Origin of the sequence: Timaviella obliquedivisa GSE-PSE-MK23-08B, assembly GCA_019358855.1 — a bacterium.
Lineage (GTDB): Bacteria > Cyanobacteriota > Cyanobacteriia > Elainellales > Elainellaceae > Timaviella > Timaviella obliquedivisa.
Genome location: JAHHII010000003.1, coordinates 381,993 through 399,632 on the forward strand (window position 1 = coordinate 381,993; position 17,640 = coordinate 399,632).

Annotated in this window: 20 protein-coding genes; 16 read left to right on the plus strand and 4 right to left on the minus strand. The window is 47.2% G+C overall.

Annotation, left to right across the window (positions count from 1 at the left end):
• Nucleotides 1-45: 45 nt before the first annotated feature.
• The 7 genes from KME11_07660 to KME11_07690 all read left to right on the plus strand — a co-directional run bounded on the left by KME11_07660 (nucleotide 46) and on the right by KME11_07690 (nucleotide 4,686).
• The gene (locus tag KME11_07660; GenBank protein MBW4515085.1) at nucleotides 46-1,761 is read left to right on the plus strand and encodes a phage tail sheath subtilisin-like domain-containing protein; all 1,716 of its coding nucleotides are present in this window, start codon (nucleotides 46-48) and stop codon (nucleotides 1,759-1,761) included.
• 102 nt (nucleotides 1,762-1,863) lie between these two features.
• Nucleotides 1,864-2,337, plus strand: a complete 474-nt coding sequence (locus tag KME11_07665) for a phage tail protein (protein MBW4515086.1) — start codon at nucleotides 1,864-1,866, stop codon at nucleotides 2,335-2,337.
• A gap of 77 nt (nucleotides 2,338-2,414) precedes the next feature.
• The gene (locus KME11_07670; GenBank protein ID MBW4515087.1) at nucleotides 2,415-2,888 is read left to right on the plus strand and encodes a phage tail protein; all 474 of its coding nucleotides are present in this window, start codon (nucleotides 2,415-2,417) and stop codon (nucleotides 2,886-2,888) included.
• A gap of 108 nt (nucleotides 2,889-2,996) precedes the next feature.
• A complete protein-coding gene (locus KME11_07675) occupies nucleotides 2,997-3,587 on the plus strand; it encodes a phage tail protein (protein ID MBW4515088.1) in 591 nt (196 codons plus the stop codon).
• A gap of 121 nt (nucleotides 3,588-3,708) precedes the next feature.
• A complete protein-coding gene (locus KME11_07680; GenBank protein MBW4515089.1) occupies nucleotides 3,709-4,005 on the plus strand; it encodes a hypothetical protein in 297 nt (98 codons plus the stop codon).
• Between the two features lie 24 nt (nucleotides 4,006-4,029).
• Nucleotides 4,030-4,401: a phage tail assembly protein gene (locus tag KME11_07685; GenBank protein MBW4515090.1), complete on the plus strand. Its 372-nt coding sequence runs from the start codon at nucleotides 4,030-4,032 to the stop codon at nucleotides 4,399-4,401.
• 129 nt (nucleotides 4,402-4,530) lie between these two features.
• The gene (locus KME11_07690; GenBank protein ID MBW4515091.1) at nucleotides 4,531-4,686 is read left to right on the plus strand and encodes a hypothetical protein; all 156 of its coding nucleotides are present in this window, start codon (nucleotides 4,531-4,533) and stop codon (nucleotides 4,684-4,686) included.
• On the opposite strand, the gene KME11_07695 is transcribed toward KME11_07690, so the two are convergent.
• Nucleotides 4,672-5,439, minus strand: coding sequence for a carbonic anhydrase (locus tag KME11_07695; protein ID MBW4515092.1), 768 nt, complete (start codon nucleotides 5,437-5,439; stop codon nucleotides 4,672-4,674). The two genes, KME11_07690 and KME11_07695, sit on opposite strands and share 15 nt — an antisense overlap.
• A 446-nt stretch (nucleotides 5,440-5,885) precedes the next feature.
• Here KME11_07695 and KME11_07700 point away from each other — a divergent pair, with 446 nt between their 5' ends.
• Entirely contained in the window at nucleotides 5,886-7,154 is a 1,269-nt protein-coding gene (locus tag KME11_07700) for a glycoside hydrolase family 10 protein (protein MBW4515093.1), read from the plus strand.
• Nucleotides 7,141-7,557: a DUF2809 domain-containing protein gene (locus tag KME11_07705; GenBank protein ID MBW4515094.1), complete on the plus strand. Its 417-nt coding sequence runs from the start codon at nucleotides 7,141-7,143 to the stop codon at nucleotides 7,555-7,557. Before KME11_07700 ends, KME11_07705 begins: the two co-directional genes overlap by 14 nt.
• On the opposite strand, the gene KME11_07710 is transcribed toward KME11_07705, so the two are convergent.
• Nucleotides 7,539-7,937 carry a TIGR02391 family protein gene (locus tag KME11_07710; protein MBW4515095.1) on the minus strand — a complete coding sequence of 133 codons (399 nt, stop codon included), beginning with the start codon at nucleotides 7,935-7,937 and terminating at the stop codon, nucleotides 7,539-7,541. The genes KME11_07705 and KME11_07710 overlap by 19 nt on opposite strands.
• Between KME11_07710 and KME11_07715 the strand changes: the two genes are divergently transcribed.
• The 6 genes from KME11_07715 to KME11_07740 all read left to right on the plus strand — a co-directional run bounded on the left by KME11_07715 (nucleotide 7,938) and on the right by KME11_07740 (nucleotide 13,007).
• The gene (locus KME11_07715) at nucleotides 7,938-8,276 is read left to right on the plus strand and encodes a hypothetical protein (GenBank protein MBW4515096.1); all 339 of its coding nucleotides are present in this window, start codon (nucleotides 7,938-7,940) and stop codon (nucleotides 8,274-8,276) included.
• Nucleotides 8,231-9,391, plus strand: a complete 1,161-nt coding sequence (locus KME11_07720) for an S-(hydroxymethyl)glutathione dehydrogenase (GenBank protein MBW4515097.1) — start codon at nucleotides 8,231-8,233, stop codon at nucleotides 9,389-9,391. Before KME11_07715 ends, KME11_07720 begins: the two co-directional genes overlap by 46 nt.
• A gap of 60 nt (nucleotides 9,392-9,451) precedes the next feature.
• Nucleotides 9,452-10,294, plus strand: a complete 843-nt coding sequence (fghA, locus tag KME11_07725) for an S-formylglutathione hydrolase (GenBank protein ID MBW4515098.1) — start codon at nucleotides 9,452-9,454, stop codon at nucleotides 10,292-10,294.
• Between the two features lie 157 nt (nucleotides 10,295-10,451).
• Nucleotides 10,452-11,342 carry a hypothetical protein gene (locus tag KME11_07730; protein ID MBW4515099.1) on the plus strand — a complete coding sequence of 297 codons (891 nt, stop codon included), beginning with the start codon at nucleotides 10,452-10,454 and terminating at the stop codon, nucleotides 11,340-11,342.
• Nucleotides 11,343-11,571: 229 nt separating this feature from the next.
• Nucleotides 11,572-11,811: a hypothetical protein gene (locus KME11_07735; GenBank protein ID MBW4515100.1), complete on the plus strand. Its 240-nt coding sequence runs from the start codon at nucleotides 11,572-11,574 to the stop codon at nucleotides 11,809-11,811.
• Between the two features lie 8 nt (nucleotides 11,812-11,819).
• Entirely contained in the window at nucleotides 11,820-13,007 is a 1,188-nt protein-coding gene (locus KME11_07740) for an inorganic phosphate transporter (protein ID MBW4515101.1), read from the plus strand.
• An 81-nt stretch (nucleotides 13,008-13,088) separates the two neighbouring features.
• On the opposite strand, the gene KME11_07745 is transcribed toward KME11_07740, so the two are convergent.
• Nucleotides 13,089-13,460, minus strand: a complete 372-nt coding sequence (locus tag KME11_07745) for a DUF4870 domain-containing protein (protein MBW4515102.1) — start codon at nucleotides 13,458-13,460, stop codon at nucleotides 13,089-13,091.
• Between the two features lie 188 nt (nucleotides 13,461-13,648).
• Nucleotides 13,649-14,782, minus strand: coding sequence for a hypothetical protein (locus KME11_07750; GenBank protein MBW4515103.1), 1,134 nt, complete (start codon nucleotides 14,780-14,782; stop codon nucleotides 13,649-13,651).
• A gap of 425 nt (nucleotides 14,783-15,207) precedes the next feature.
• Between KME11_07750 and KME11_07755 the strand changes: the two genes are divergently transcribed.
• A complete protein-coding gene (locus KME11_07755) occupies nucleotides 15,208-17,097 on the plus strand; it encodes an SH3 domain-containing protein (protein ID MBW4515104.1) in 1,890 nt (629 codons plus the stop codon).
• Nucleotides 17,098-17,640 lie beyond the last annotated feature (543 nt).

The window sequence follows — 17,640 nt, forward strand, 5'->3', positions numbered from 1 at the left end:
ATTTTCAAAATTCTAATTTCTGCATCCACAACTGGAGGATCTCTAATGGCTTTAGACTACTTTGCTCCTGGTGTCTACGTTGAAGAAGTAGACCGGGGTAGTCGCCCCATTGACGGCGTGAGCATGAGCGTGGGCGGGTTTGTCGGTTTTACAGAAGACGTACGCGGCGATGCCGAACTTTTCAAACCGATGATGGTGACCAACTGGAGCCAGTATCAAGAATACTTCGCTAAAGCGGGTTCTGATGGCTTCACTGATTTTGATGCCTACCTACCGTTTGCGGTACAGGGCTGGTTTGCTAACGGCGGCGGTCGCTGCTGGGTGGTCAGCATTGGCACCAAACTTCCAGGTTCGCCTTTGCCCCCTCCAGAGGAAACTGCCAGCAAGCTCATGACTTCGGGCGGTAAGCCATCTTTAATGATCAATCTGAAACTACCTGAAGCCGCTGATGGAGCGTTAGCTTTACCTGCTAGCACGGGCAGCAGAGTTGTGGTGAGTGTTGTTGAAAGCGAACCTAAACCGTTGCCCGATGATGCACCCGAAGGCTCCGACCCACCGCTGAATAATGGCGAGTATTTCTCCATTTTGGTGAAAGATAGCGGTGAGATTTTAGAGCGCTATGATCACTTGACCATGAATCCGCAGGCAGAAACTGCCGTTGCTGACTACGTGCTAACAGCGTTAGAAAGCTCTGAGTATGTGACGATCGCCAACATCTCTCAAAGTGGGCAGCCCCTTTCGCGCCGCCCTAACAACGGTGCCTACGAGATTGCTCCACCGCCATACATTGCTCGTTTAGAGCACATGGCGCGTGATGTGCAAGGACAGCGATCGGACAAAACTGGCATCCAGGGCATCTTTGAGGTAGACGAAGTGGCAATGATTGCTTGCCCCGACTTAATGCGAGCTTACCAAAATGGCTTGATGGATCTAGATCAAGTCCATGGCGTGATGGAAATGCTGGTTAGCAACTGCGAGAACTCATTCCCCGGTCCAGCATTCCGGATGGTGGTGCTTGATCCTCCTCCCGTTAAACCCGGCAAAAACGACAACCTTGCCGTTGCCCCTGAGCAACAAAAACCCCAGGATGTCGCTACTTGGTTAAGCACGTTTAACCGTCGCTCTATGTTCGGCGCACTTTATTATCCTTGGATTAAAGTCGCCAACCCTCGTAATGGCGGCAGACCCATTATGGTGCCACCTTCGGGTCACATGATGGGCTTGTGGTGCCGCACCGATCAATCGCGCGGGATCTTCAAAGCACCTGCCAACGATACTCCCAGAGGCGTACTAGGTTTGGCATACGAAACCAATATGCGTGAACAAGAATTGCTCAACCCGCTGGGCATTAACTGCATTCGTAACTTCGCCAGCTACAACCGGGGCTTGAAAGTTTGGGGTGCTAGAACCCTGGTGGAACCTGATAACGTTCAATGGCGTTATATCAGTGTGCGACGGTTAATCAGCTACATTGAGAAATCGATCGAAATGGGAACGCAGTGGGTCGTTTTTGAACCCAACGATCAAGACTTGTGGGCGAGAGTGACCCGCACCGTCAACAACTTCCTAGAGCGTCTTTGGCGCGAAGGTGCGTTGTTTGGAGGTGCTCCAGGTGAAGCGTTCTACGTCAAGTGCGATGGAGAACTCAACTCTCACGAAACTATGATGCTAGGTCGGTTATACGTTGAAGTCGGCGTTTGCCCTGTGCGTCCGGCTGAATTTGTCATCTTCCGCGTCAGCCAGTGGGCACCTGGGCAGTAAGTCTTACTTCTAAAGCTTCCTTCAGGCTGGGTAAAGCTTTGCGAAACCCAGCCTGTACTCTGAATTCAATCTTTTAGACAACCACATTAAGGAGTTGTAACAATGGCAACTTTACAGCCAATTCCTACCAGTCGATTCTATGTCTCGTTTGAGGGCTTAGAAGACAAAATGGTGAAGAGCGTCAGTGAAGTCAGTTTTTCGGGTCAAACGTCGGGGCACCAAAAGCCACTAGCATCGACAAAAGACGGCAAAACGCTTTGGCAAAGTACATCGGGCGGCTTTGAGGAAAACCCCAACGTGACGCTGGAGGTTTATTTGGTGGAAGGCGACATGGACTTTTATAAGTGGATGAAATCTACCATGCCTAAGAGTGAAGGCGGCGATGGTAAATGGTCAGAAAGTCGTAAGGCGGGTTCTATCGTGGCGTACGACAGTTCTGATACAGAAGTTTTGCGCTGGAACCTGACGAATGCCTGGATCAAGTCTTACAAAGTTTCCAATGCGGGTGCTGAAAGCAACGAACTGGCATTTGAAACTTACGAGATTGTTTGTGAACAAATTAATCGACCCACTTAATGCGTCGCCTGCGTGCAGGGCTGCACGCAGGTGATTCGGCAACCTTTTTGTACTGCATTTGTTAGGAGAGAATTGTTATGGCTGCGGGTGAAGTTTTATCTTGTTCTAAGTTTTATTTTCAGCTTGATGGATACGATGATTTGATTGTGAAAAGTGTCAGTGGGGTCGGTGTAACTCTTCAGGTTGCAGGAGATACGAAGTCTTATGGCGTGACGAAAGACGGGAAAAGCGTCATCCAAGCAACGGTAACTGGAACGGAAAATGGTAAGATTACGGTTGAATATGTTTCAACGGTTGAAGACAGACGGTTACTAGATCTCTACAGCGATTCTCATTCCGAAGCGATCGCGGGTGGCGGTTCTGTTAACAAGGGAAAGCGTTTGACTGGTTCGCTCGTTTTTTATAACCAGGGAGGAGAACCCGCAGCCCAATGGGATTTAACTGGAATTATGGCAGCTAGCTATAAATCTACCAAGATGGAAGCAGGATCGACTGCATTGGCAACAGAAACATTGGACTTTATTTACGAACATTTGCACCGGATGAAGTAAGAAGTGAGTCATTGTCATTTGTTATGAATTAACACTAATGACAAGTGACAATGAATCAAATTATGAACGTTTGAGTACTGCGATCGCCCACTCCCCGATAGATATTTTATGTCAGACAATGATTACGAAATTCTTAGTAGTTCGCGCTTCTATCTAGAACTGCGAGTAGATGGCAGTGACGATCGAATTGATGGATATTTTATGGAGTGTTCAGGCTTTCAACGAAAGCAAGATGTCATAGAATTTTCCCATGTTACGCCTCAAAAGTGGGGTAAAAATGCAACTGCATCGGGTCGAGTGGTAGGGACAAAAGTACCGGGTAATTCGTCGTGTAACAACTTGGTGTTAAAGCGCGGTATGACGATCTCAACAGCAGTTTGGGATTGGTTCCGAGCGGTAGAGCGTGGTAACTGGGCAACTCAGCGACGCGATGGTGATTTGGTAATTTATGACCAGGGTGCGATCGAACAGGCAAGGTTTCGGTTTTTGGGGGGATGGCCTGTTCAATACAAAATCTCAGATGTGAAAGCGGGTAATGGTGAATTTGCGATCGAGGAAATGGAATTAGCGGTAGATGAGTTTATTCGGGTATCGGATGAACCGACTGCTAAGACCGGATCATCCTCTGCCAGTAAACCTTCTTCTAAAAATTCATCCACCGATTCTAAAAAAGCATCTTCCACCCATTCCAAGAGTTAAACTTCTACCAAAAAATAGGTCTTTTAGTGTTGATCTCATCTCTTATTTCTCTTAGCTAGAGCAGGATTAAAGCATGGAAACAGCAGTTGCAGAATTTATTAGGGCAGATGCTCCAGAAGCGATCGCCACAGAGTTTGAATTTCTTCTTCCTAAGGGCTATTTAGACCCAGATGGCAACCTCCATCGCAAAGGCACGATGCGCCTATCACGCGCGATGGACGAAATTATTCCTCTCCGCGACCCGCGTGTTAAAGCAAACCCCGCCTACGCCACAGTTGTGATTTTGGCGCGCGTGATTACCCGCTTGGGCGCAATAGACGAGATGACTCCAGCGGTTGTTGAAGGTTTTTTTGCCTGCGATTTAAGCTATCTTCAAACCTTTTATCGGCAAATTAACGAACTAGAAGACGAAGGGTAATTCTAAAATTTAACACTCCAAATCATGAGCAATTTAGCCATTACCCAGTTTGATTTTCAGCTTCCTCGTGGCTTGGTAGATGAGCAAGGCGATCGCCATCAGCAAGGCACTATGCGGTTAGCAACAGCCCGTGACGAAATCTTTTTGCAGAAAAACCGACAAGCGCAAGAGAATTCAGCTTATGGCTCACTGGTCATGCTGTCGCGGGTGATTACTCGGCTGGGCGATCGCACTGACATCACCCCAGAACTTTTAGAAAATCTATTCACGTTAGATTTAGCTTTCCTCCGTGAGTTCTACAATCGCGTTAACCAGGAAGGAGACGCAACAATTCCTACATCCTGTCCTGCCTGTCGTCAACAGTTCACTACGGAGTTAGCATTATCGGGGGAGTGATAGGCTACCCTTTGGATCAAATGCGGGAAGAGGTAGCCTGTATTGCAATGCATTTTCATTGGTCGCTAGAATCCATTTTAGAGATGGAACATGGCGATCGGCGGCAGTGGGTGGTGGAGATTAATCAGCGTGGGGAGCAATAAATTAAGCTGGGCGATCGTAGGTGAGATTGTTACTCATTCAATCTATGCCAAGCCCGATTGTCCGCTGCTGCAAGCCTATAGCTTTAATCCAGAAGAGGATTTGCTCAAAAAGCTGCTGGGGTTAAACTTAGACGCTGACTAAATCAACTGTGCCTGTATCCAGGTCATAGAAGCCCCCAACGACTTTAAGTTTACCTGCTTGCACCGCTGAAGCAATGATAGGAGAAGTTTGTAAGCGCTGGATTTGTAGGCGCACATTGGCTCTCACTGCGTTGGTGAGGCGATCGCCCGGTTCTCCTTCTGAGGCTTTCACTGCGGGTTGAATTGCCAGGACAAGAGAGCTCAGAACGCCAGGTAATTCGCCTCCCTTCAGTGCGGCTGTCACCGCCCCACATCGCTCATGCCCTAAAACCATCAGCAGCGGTGTGCCCAGCATCGCAACCGCGTACTCTTCGCTAGCCGTGTCTTCAGTAACCGCAATATTACCCGCCACCCGCACCACAAAGAGATCACCAATGCCCTGATCAAAAGCGATCTCTGGAACAACTCGGGAGTCTGCACAACTTAAGATGGCAGCGAAGGGGGCTTGTTGGGTGGCGACTTCAGTAATACGAGCAATATTCTGATGAAGATTGAGCCGTTTTTTGGTGACGAATCGTTGGTTTCCTTCCATGAGTTGTATCAGTGCCTCATCAGGAGTCAACATATTCTGGGCAGGAGTCATGCCTAGAGCAGCGGCAGGCTGATTTTGCTTTGGTTGAGAAGCTTCCGGCTCAAGTCCTTGAGCGGATGCCTCTCCCAACCAAACTGTCAAGGAACCTGTGCCAATTAGCCCTGCTGCTAGTTGCAGGAGATTCCTTCTTGAAAAACTTTGTTGATCCGAAGTTTCTTTCATCGTTTCTTTCCTCATTATTGTATCTCAAGAAACAGGGCTGTGATTAGGGGACTGTTAGAGGATGTCTAAGAAGTATCAAGGATTCTTACACTCGCCCCCCAATCCCCCATTCTGGGGCAGGGACTTCCGCACCAGTCCTCCTTCAAAGTCCCCCATTCTGGGAGATTTAGGGGGCGGATCGGATCACAATCTAGACTTCTCAGACATCCTCTTAGTAGAAGACAGTACGATTAATATATAACTTCTACTTGAGAAGTATTTTCTATGCAAAAGCAATACAAAGCATCGGGTTGACACAAAGCTTTGTATTGAGATCAACGTTCAAACTTAAGTTCTCAAGATTTTACCAGAACGTGCAGGCTAATGGTCTGAACTTAAGGGTAAGTTTTTTTACTCAAAACGGTTTGCTGTTAAGTCTTTGCAACCCAGCTTCCAATTCTTTCGTCATGAAATATAGTTATTTGTCGGACTATATTTCTACCATCCTAAAAATGTATCGCCCATTCCGCTCTAAATTTTTATACGTCATTCCTTTCTTGATTAGCCTTGTTGCCATTTTGCTATTTAGCAATCCCGTCTTTTCTGAAGCAATTCGCCTCCGCACAACGCTTCCTCTGCAAGAAATTCGGGGAGTATGGCTGACCAATGTAGATAGCGAAGTGATGTTCAGTCGGGCAGGCATTCGGAACACCTTTAACCAACTAACGCAACTAAAATTTAACACTGTTTATCCGGTAGTTTGGAACTGGGGCTATACCCAATATCCTAGTGCGATCGCCCAGCAAACTTATGGTCTAGCCGTTGACCCCCGATCGCCTGGGCTACAGAACCGTGATGCCTTAGCAGAAATGGTTGAGATTGGGCATCGGCGGGGCTTGGCGATCGTTCCCTGGTTTGAGTTTGGCTTCATGACCACTGCCGAATCTGAAATGGCAAGTCGTCATCCTAACTGGATTACGCAACGCCGCGATGGCTCACAAATTTGGCAAGAAGGCATTTATCAACGCAAATGGCTCAATCCTTTTCAGCCAGAGGTGCAGCAGTTCATTCAAAATTTGGTTTTAGAAATCGTTACCCAATACAATATTGATGGCATTCAGTTTGATGATCACTTTGGCTTACCTCATGAGTTCGGCTACGATGAGTATACTGTGCAGCTTTATCGTCAAGAACATCAGGGTAACTTGCCTCCCAGCAATGCTGAAGATCCAGAATGGATTAAGTGGCGAGCTAACAAGATTACTGCGTTCATGCGTCAGCTATTCCGAGCCATTAAAGATCAAAAAGAAGAGGTAGTCGTCTCGCTATCTCCTAATCGCTATGACTTTGCGCTAAACAAACATCTGCAAGACTGGCGAACCTGGGAGCGGGAAGGCTTAGTTGAAGAGTTGGTGGTGCAAGTTTATACCAGCAGTGTAACTGGACTTATAAATGAGTTAGCACGTCCAGAGGTACAAGAAGCACGCAGGCATATTCCGACTGGGGTTGGGATTTTAACAGGGTTGAAGGATCGTCCAGTAGCAATTCGGCAGGTGCAAGAGCAAGTGGAAGCAGTTCGTAGACAAGGGTTTGCAGGAGTGTCATTCTTTTTTTATGAGACGATGTGGAATTTAAGTGATGAATCAATCAGCGATCGCCAGTCCGTATTTCGTTCTCTGTTTTCTCGTTCCGCCCTTCGTCCCATTTTAGCAAAAAAGCCCCATGCACAAAGCTAACTATAAAGTCTACCGTACTGCACTTCTAGTCGGTATTGCTCTGATTATTCCCTTGGGGTACGGCGTGCGTTTTGCTCCAGGTTTAGGAATGCCATTGTTGCAAGATATCTTTGGCAGTCTTGCTTATCAAATTCTTTTAATGTTAATTTTCACGTTCTTTTACCCTCGTGCATCATTGGTAAAAGTGGCAGTCTGGGTTTGTGTAGCATCCTGTGTGAGCGAACTGCTCCAACTCTGGCAACCTCCGTTTCTACAAGCCATTCGCGCTACCTGGTTAGGACGGATTGTCTTAGGAAACACGTTTACACTGTCAGATTTTCCACCCTATGCGGTGGGTAGTTTTTTAGGCTGGCTGGGGCTAAAATGGCTGCGTCGAAAGATGGTTCACCCGTTTGCAGCTTGAATCCGTTGAATTAAATAGTCAATAAATACAATAATCGTATTGGTCGTTTTTTCGTCATCGCACAGTTCTCCATGAATACGAGGGGTACGAATGCCTTGGTGGATACCTAACACTATTTGGGCAAAACCTTGCTGTTCGTAAAGATGGGCGATCGCCGTTCTCTCATTAATCTTAATCAGCGGATCAATATTCCCAAATGCGCGATGAAAGCAGCTTTCAGGATTGATTAAAATCTGATCTCGTTCAAAGTTTGCCTTTTCCCGAATGCAATCTTCTAAACAAGTAATCGCTGCCAAAATTGCATCCCGATACCAGCCGCGCTCGTATTTCTCCCGAATCGCCAGATAGAGTACCCTCGAAATTTCTCGCTTCAGTTCCATGTGTCTTACCCCATACTCCTAAACCTTATATGGGGGCGATCGCAGTTGGTTTTGAGCAAGGTTTGGCGCAGTTCTGGGATTGACACAGGGCAGAAATTGCGTCAAACCTCAAAGTTGGGTGCTCACTGGCATAAGCAAGCAAACTGGCACAGTTCAGAAATTTTGAAACAGCAACCCGCTCTAGTAACTCAGAAACTCAACATTGAGCGTCACATTAAGCGTAAATATGGCATATTGCTATTCAGGAGTCTTGTAAGCAGTTTGTTCTTTAAAGTAACCCTTGGAGTTGAGTTATGGATGTCAAAGCCGCCGTTGCTTTTGAAGCTGGCAAGCCTCTAACGATTGAAACCGTTCATCTCGACCTTCCCAAAGAAGGCGAAGTTTTAGTAGAAATTAAAGCAACGGGGGTGTGCCACACTGACGCTTATACGCTATCAGGGGCTGATCCCGAAGGTTTATTTCCAACCATCTTGGGGCATGAAGGCGCCGGTGTGGTGGTTGAAGTCGGGGCGGGGGTGAAGTCGCTTAAACCTGGCGATCATGTGATTCCTCTGTACACGCCAGAATGCCGTAACTGCGACTATTGCCTCAGCGGTAAAACCAACCTTTGTCAGGCAATCCGGACGACGCAGGGGCGCGGGGTGATGCCCGATGGCACCAGTCGCTTTGCCCTACAGAGCCGATCGCAGAAGGGTAAGCCCAATGGCTCCAGCCCTTTTTCAATTGATAAAACCATGATTCATCACTACATGGGCACGTCTACTTTTGCCCAATACACGGTGTTACCCGAAATCGCTTTAGCGAAGATTCGGGAAGATGCACCTTTTGAAAAGGTCTGCTACATCGGTTGTGGAGTGACCACAGGCATTGGGGCAGTGATCAATACGGCAAAAGTTGAACCAGGGGCAAATGTCGTGGTGTTTGGGTTGGGCGGCATTGGATTGAATGTCATTCAGGGCGCTCGCATGGTAGGCGCAAATATGATTGTCGGCGTAGATCTCAATCCTAAAAAGCGATCGCTGGCTGAGAAACTAGGCATGACGCACTTTGTCAACCCCAGCGAAGTTGAAGGCGATCTGGTTCCCTACCTGGTAGATTTAACTAAAGGCGGCGCAGATTATAGCTTTGAGTGCATTGGAAACGTTAAATTAATGCGGCAAGCGCTGGAATGTTGCCACAAAGGTTGGGGCGTTAGCGTCATTATTGGCGTAGCGGGTGCAGGGCAAGAAATTAGCACTCGTCCATTTCAACTGGTTACCGGACGAGTCTGGAAAGGTTCGGCGTTTGGTGGGGCAAAGGGTAGAACAGATGTGCCCAAGATTGTGGATTGGTATATGGATGGCAAGATCAATATTGAGGATTTAATCACCAAGGTCATGCCGATCGAGCAAGTCAATGAAGCATTCGACATCATGCACAGAGGCGAAGGCATCCGTACTGTTTTGACTTTTTAAGAAACTGACTTTCTAAAAACCTGACGTTTTGAAACCCTGCTGTTTTGAGAAGGAAATTCTGTGACTCTTAAACTTAACTCCCAGTATGCTTGCTTTGGCGGAACGGTTCAGTTCTACAGCCATTTTTCTGAGGCGTGCAACAGCGAAATGAGGTTTTCGGTATACATTCCACCGCAGGCTCAATCAGAGTCCGTCCCAGTGCTGTATTTTTTGTCGGGGCTAACCTGCACCGAAGAAAACTTTATGACCAAAGCTGGGGCGCAGCAGTTTGCGGCAAAGTATGGAGTAATGCTGGTTGCACCAGATACTAGTCCTCGAAACACCGCCACAGCAGGCGAAGAAGAGGATTGGGATTTGGGTACAGGAGCAGGGTTTTATGTCGATGCGACTGAGATGCCCTGGCGATCGCACTACAAGATGTACAGCTATGTGGTGCGGGAGTTACCTCAGCTAATTGCCAAAAATTTTTCTGTTAAAAGCGATCGCCAGAGCATTTTTGGTCATTCCATGGGCGGTCATGGCGCGTTAGTTTGTGCGTTGCGAAATAGCGATCGCTATCGTTCTGTTTCAGCATTTGCCCCCATTGTTGCCCCGATCCAATGCCCGTGGGGACAAAAAGCATTGAGTCATTATCTCGGACAAAATTCCGAGCATTGGAAAGCATACGATGCCAGTGAATTAATTCAGACACATTCTTTTCCTTCCCCCATTCTGATCGATCAAGGAACGGCGGATACTTTTCTAGAAAAGCAACTCATGTCGCAGGTCTTTGAACAAGCTTGCGATCGGGTTGGGCAGGCGCTGAACTTGCGAATGCAAGAAGGATACGATCACAGTTACTACTTCATTTCCACCTTCATAGAAGATCATATTCAGCATCATGCAGAGAGATTGTGGCAATAAAGAAGACCTGTTGCCCTACCATACTTTGACTACTTTACCCGTGATTAGCATCGCGCCTCATAAAATGGCATAGTCACGCCTAATCATCCGGTCTAGCCGGCAAACCTCTGAAGAAGTAGATGGCGTTTGCCAGTTGTTGACCGAAGAAGGAATTCTGATGCCGAACTTGATTACTGTGACGAGTGCTGCGGATAGCGGGGCTGGATCGCTTCGCGGGGCGATCGCCAATGACGGCTCTGGTGAAATGGTGATCAAAGATAGTCAATTTACCCGCAACCAAGGCTTTAACGGCGGTGCAATTTACAGCCTGTTAAGTCCGCTGACGGTAGAAAACTGTATATTCCGCGATAATGAGGCGATCGGGGAAGGCGGCAGTGCAATTTTTACCGATGGCGGCAATCCAGTAGGCCCTGGTGGCACAGTTGGCGGTACAATCGCAGTGCGGGGCAGTTGGTTTGAAGGAAATAAAGCAATGGGCGAAGGCGGCGCATTGTTTTTGTACGGATATCAGCCCGATAAAATTATTCTTGAAAATAGTACTGTCATTAATAATTCTGTCGCTAAAGGTACCCAAGGATTTGGCAATGGTGTGGCGCGTGGAGGTGGATTGCGATCGAACTCTGATTTGACCATTCGCAACGTTACTTTTGCCAACAATACATCAGCAGGACAAGGCGGCGGCATTTGGATTGATGGAGATTCGCCGACCAACATTCTTGACAGCACGTTTTCGGGCAATCGCGTGACGGATGACATCGGCGGGGCAATGGTACTGAATACCAGTATTAACGCTCCCGTTAATATCACTAATACCACAATTGTTCATAACTGGGCGAACCAAGCGAGCGGTGCAATTTGGATGAATAATGAGAATCAGCCTGTCACACTGACTCACTCGATCGTTGCATTTAATACTGCATCTGTTGTTAACTATGAGCAACAGGTCGGGTATCAACCGAGAGATGGCGGCGGTAACATCGAATATCCTGCCCCTAACTATACAGGGCGACGGGTTGCTGCTAATAGCCAAATTGTTGATCAAAGTTAGGCGCTTTGCAAGAGGTGAACGGGGCATTAATTCATCCGTTCTTGGTGGCTGCCCCAGTGATTGACATGTCAATCACAAGTCCTGGATCAGACAGAATTAACATCAATCAGCCGCTTAATATACCTAAAAGTAATCAAACCAACGCGATCGCGCTTGAACCATTCTCTAACACGTCCTATTCATCACAGGCACGACAGTCTAAGTTTATAAAGATGAATGGTGCGGCAATTTGACCTCTGCTGCTAAAGCCGCGTATGCCGATAAGGATCAAAAAAAGCTAGGAAAGCAGGCGATCGCCCCTAACGAAGCCGTCTTTTTTAAGTGGGGAAGTCGCACCTATTTATCAGTTAATGACAGCGGCAAAGGCTTTTCGGCAGGACGCGATCTAGTGATAGATATGACAGGGATTGAGATGGCAAGACAGCAAATGAAAGCAGGGAGCTTGTCAGTGAACCGTTATTTTGTATGATTTGAGTTATGACGCTCCTTTTCTTAACTAGCCTGCTCGCCTTCTATCTCGCTTGGAACCTGGGAGCCAATGACGTTGCAAATTCCATGGGGACAGCGGTTGGATCTAAAGCCTTAACGTTGAGGCAGGCATTGGCGATCGCCGGAATTTTAGAATTTGCTGGAGCGCTTTTACTGGGGCAAGAAGTTTCTGCAACCTTAGCCACACAAATCATTAATCCCGCTCATTTTACGCCCAGTCCGCAAGAGTTTATTGCTGGGATGATTGCAGTCGTGATTGCCTGCGGAGTCTGGCTAAACATTGCCACGCTGTTTGGCTTGCCCGTCTCGTCCTCCCATGCCGTAGTGGGGGCGATCGCCGGGTTTGCTTGGGTTGCTAGTAGCCTTGATGGCGTAGCTTGGCAGGCGATCGGGCTGATTTCTTTAACTTGGGTGATCACGCCCGTAGTGAGTGGCGCGATCGCCGCTGCTCTTTATAGTTGGGTCAAATATTGGATTCTCGATCAGCCCGATCCTCTCATGCACCTCCTAGAGTGGATACCCTGGTTAAGTGCCTGTGTGGTAGGTACTTTTGGCTGCTTAGTGTTTCCAACCTTAGTCGAAAAAGTAGAGTGGGGCAATCATATTTTGCCCATTGAGCAAATCGCTGTCGGTGGAACTTTGAGCGTTGGACTAGCAATTGTAGTTTGGAGGACAGCATTAACTCAGGTCGAATCATCGCTCATTCCATTCCAAATCTTTAGTGCTGGCTTGGTTGCTTTTGCCCATGGTGCAAATGATGTGGGCAATGCAATTGCCCCTCTGTCGGCGATCGTCTATGCCAGTACAACAGGCTCTATTCCCAATCAAAGCTTTGCAACGCCGCTGTGGGTGCTGATCATTGGTGGCGTGGGCATTGTAGGAGGCTTAGCAACGTGGGGCAAAAAGGTAATTGCAACAGTAGGAGAAGGGATTATTCCACTTCAGCCCAGCGTAGGCTTTTGTGCGCAGTGGGGAACTGCCGTGACGGTTTTGGTGGCTTCTCAACTTGGGTTTCCGGTTTCAACTTCCCATGCAATTGTGGGCAGCGTGGTGGGAATTGGGTTGGTGCAAGGGAATGTCCAATTTAAGCCACTGCGAGGGATCGGCTTGGCATGGGTCGTGACAATTCCGATCGCCGCTAGCTTAAGCGCACTCATCTTTGAGATCATTCGTTAGGCTAGAACTTAAAACGACCTGGCTTAACATCTTCGACATTGAACCAGGTCATCTTTGTAGAATTAAGCGAAATTTTTTGCCTTACACCAAACGAAAAATAAAAGGATAGCGGAAAGGTTGGTTAGAATCGCCCAAGCAGTGCGCGATCGCCCAAATCGTCAGACCCCAGTGCAGCAAGAATCCTAAAACAAGTAAAGGCCATAGCACCAAGCCCAATAGACCGAAGCTGATAAACGATAGCACGCCATAAATGCTGCCCAGAATTGCCCCCCAGAACCACACGTTAAAGTGGAAGTTAATGGCTTCCTTGGCGTTGGCTTTAACGACCGAATCCTCGGAAAGAACAGAGATTGCTATCGGGATAGCAATGCCAACCAGTGAAAGGCTAATAAAAATCGATCCATGGCTCAGAATCGATAGCAGCTTACGTTTTCCAGCATCCGAGCTTTGCATGTAATATTTCTCCTGAATCTTATCAAGTGTCTTAGGTGATCTTTGTAATAGATTTATCCTATCGCCTTACTTTACTTTTGCAGAAGATAAGTTTACCGAACGCAATTTTCGGTCATTACAACTATCGACACTGAACTATCGGCACTGAAATTTGAAGAGAAACAAATCAGATGGGAAACGCTTACCTTCTAACCTACCATCTGATCCCAAGCTCGAACAATGCCCAATAAAGCAGAAGGAAGTTGGGCTTCAACTGTACTCTCATATTGAGTCATTCCATCCTTGCTCATCAGCGTTATTGTAATACTCTCGGCATTTCTTCCCACGTAATTTAACCCATTAAAGTCGCTAAACTGCTGTTGCTTTAAAAGCTGCTGAAATGCCTCAACCTGCTGAAGCGAAATTTGATGAGACTGAAATTGAGATAGAGAAGCTCCAGGCTTAAGAAGCGATCGCCAAATCTGACCATCTTCTCGCAAGATTGTTTCATACGTTTGACGAGTAAAGCCGCCGCTAGCAACTGCCCGAAACACGACAGAGGCTCCTAATTTAGCGGGATTTCTATAGGTAGGCAGGAACGTGGGAACAAGCGAAGTTTGTTGACTAACGGCTTCATCCAAATAAATTTCTGAGCCGCTATCATTCGCGTGGTAAACCCAGAAACTAGGCGCTGGAGCAAGGCTACCCACTCCAGAACTGCTGATCTGAGGATTATCCGTTCTATTGTCAACGACAATAACGCGCCACCCTGGTAAATCAGAGCAGGCGATCGCCAGAGATGGACAAGTCTGCCAATACTGCTGAGATTGGGCAATGTTAAGTTGGCTGGCAGGAATGCCCAATTGCTCTGCCGACGTTGCAAGAATGCGATCGCCCACTTGCGGTGGCAAACTCACTACCCCAACTTCGCTTTCTAACCGAATATTTTGACCTGCTCGATCTGCCCGATAAAACCAATTTCGGTGCCCGTTGGTAACTTCTACTCGCCATCCTTCTATTGGAAGTTGAATGCACAATTCTCCAGGCGCTTTGAGACCCAAACAATCGTCTTCCCAAGTTTCAATCGTGGAGCTAGCAATACTCAACTGCTGCCTAGGCAGATTTAGTCGCCGAGCCAAGTCGCGTCGAATCGGATTAGCAATTTGCCGTGGGAACTGTTCTGCTTGAGGCGAAGTCAGAAAGGGCAATGGGTTGGCAGCATGGATAAGGGTGCCACTCCCGTAAAACAACAATATTCCCCAGACTATATAGATCAAAAATTTGGGGAGAAACCGACGCAGATTAGCGCGGGCGATGGGGCGAAACATAATGCTAATAATCATAGGATATTGATGTTGCACTACCTGACTCACGACTCAAAATCTACGATTAGAGTGCCCTGCAATTCTAACCATTCTTCTTACACTCCATCTAGAATTGCATCCGGATTGGCTGCAACTTGCCTCCCAAAGCCAGAAGTGACACATCGTTACTTTAGCTGAAAGCCTTGTTAATCAACGAGTTTAGAGGGCGATCGCTTACCTCATGCTCCGGATAAGGTGTGCCAGAAAAAACAGTGGAGTTTTGTCTTTAGAATCGGGCACTTAGTTTGAGTATCTTGCGTCATAGGTGGATAAGCATAAGGGTTGTCTACCAGCCGAAAGGGAGCATCTAGTGATTAGGTTCTTTTAGAAGTCTTGACCAAAAGAACCCAAGCATTCCTAAGGCATCAACTAGGAAATATATAACTACAGGGATAGGGAAGACAATGATATCAAGAAATAGTGGAACCAGCCTTAAGCAGGCGACAACCTTGAATGTGAACGCTCAAAATACTGCTTATCAGAACGCGATCGGTGATGCTGATGCAGGTAAATATTACCGTTTTCAGTTAAATCAAAAAAGTAGCCTTGAATCAAATACCAAAGGCACTAAAGCTTCGACCCAAAACCAATCTACGATCGCCGCCAAAACCAAAGTCGCCACCTTCAATTCTTGGAATGCTACTGCCAATTCTGCATTATCGACTAAAGATCTTTATGTGCGATCGGCAAAAGCTAAAACTGCATCTACCAATAACCCTGGCAAATGGAATGCAAGCTTCCTCAACCGCACTTCCAGCGACGTTGCCGACTATAATTCATACGATTTTAGCCGTCCTGCTGCCACCCTTGATCTAGGATCTGGCGGCAGCAAAGGCAAAACAGCAGCTCAACTGAAAATTAGTTTTGGCAACGGTCGTCCGACTAGCAATGTTCAAAGCAATAATTTTGCTATGCAGGCTTGGACAAGCGTGAAGCTACAAGAAGGCAAGTTTTATAAGGTTTCAAGTAAGTCAGACGATGGGACTCGCTTCTTCTTCAAAGATCAGCAAACAGGACAAGTATTAACTACATTGAGTGGCGATTGGCGCACTCGTAGTACTAGAGCCCCTGAATGGAATAAGGTGCTAAGCGTGCCCAAAGGCGGTAAGTACGACTTTTATGTACAGTACTACGACAAGAGCGGGCGATCGAGCATCAATGTAAAGTTGGAAGAAGTGGAACAAACAGGGCGGGTGAAAACTTCAACCGGACTCAATGTTCGCCAACAGCCTTCAACAACAGGCAACACTCCCTTCCGGTTACTAAAACAAAACGACACGTTCAAGATTAGTAAGCAAGTCAAATCTAACGATGCCAGCAATCCTGCGTGGTATGAGATTAAAACTAAGGACGGCAAGCGGGGCTTTGTTTCGGCGGGGTCTGGGTTGTCTGAACTGGTAGGTGGCTCTAATGTTGTAACGCTAGGCACGAGTGAGGGCGGGGGTGGCATCATTTCCAAACCGCCCATAACTCCAACGACCCCAACTATCCCCACAACTCCTGGTAACACAGGAGGATTTGGATCAAGCAGTGGTTCTATTCCTTCTAAAGGGCTTGTTAAAGGTAGCTCGATCGGCTTGCGATCGGGAGCGGGAACGAGTGCAGCAATTCTAAGTGATTTGTCTAAGAACGCTTCCTTGAACATTGTTGGCAAAGTTGCTGGAGATAGGTATTACGTCAATGATGTCCCTTATGACCAGTGGTATCAGGTCAAAGCCAGCAATGGTCAAACGGGATACGTTGCGGCTTACTACGTTGACGGCGGCGATAATGGCGGCAAGTATTCCTCTTCTCTTAATCCTAAGAGCACCTACTATGGGGAGCACCTTAAGGCAGCACAGCCTTATAAAGCGGCGGTAACTGCGGCAGCATCTCCCTACAAGTGGCTGAAACCCTCAATTTTGGCGGCGATCGGTTCCCGTGAATCGGGTTGGGGCTTGTTCCTCGACTCCCAGGATAAGGGAGATAGCGGGTATGGTCATGGGATCATGCAAATTGACAGCGATTCTCATGCAGAATTTATCCGAACCAAAGACTGGCGTAATCCGGGCGTTAACATCCAGTACGCCGTTGATAATGTGTTGGCTGAGTACTATAGCTATTTATCTCGGAACACCAGTCTTACGGGCTTTGACTTGCTGAGGGGCGCGATCGCCTCCTACAATGCAGGCCCTAGCAACGTTGTTGCCGCTCTTAGGGCTGGGCTGGATGTGGATGGCTATACCACAGGCAAAGATTATTCTTGGGATGTTATCCAACGCGCAGGTTGGTTCCAAGACAATGGTTGGGCTTAACACCTGCTTAGAATAATCACTCAAGATTTACTTGAATAGAAAACGTTGCCGTTTTACAACGGCAACGTTTTCTATTCAAGCAGGATAAATTCGCGATGTTTTTTAATTGCTGAGTCAATAGCTGCTCAAACCTGGGCGATCGCAAACCCCTCAATGGACGAAAGCTCAAAGTGTCACAAAGCGTAGCGGCAAATCATTCCAAATTCATTGGTTGTTCCTTGAGCCAGCAACCCATGGCGCTAGCAAAGACCAGACACTTCTTGAAAGTGGCAACTTGCTTCCATGGAAACGAAGAGAAGACCAGTAATTTGATTAAGTAAGGGACAGAGATTTCAACTGAACTTTATTCTGTTCTATGTCCAAATTCTTATTCTTGAATGATGACAGGCAGGGAGTTAAGTTAACCACGCTACTGTGTAGCACAAAGCACGAGTGCGTCTTATCTATAAATTATTCATTCCTTTATAGGAATCTTTGGGTGCTTCACAAGTTCCTCAACCTGATTTTCTAATTTGAATGTTTAATTAAGCGTATAAGGTTTAT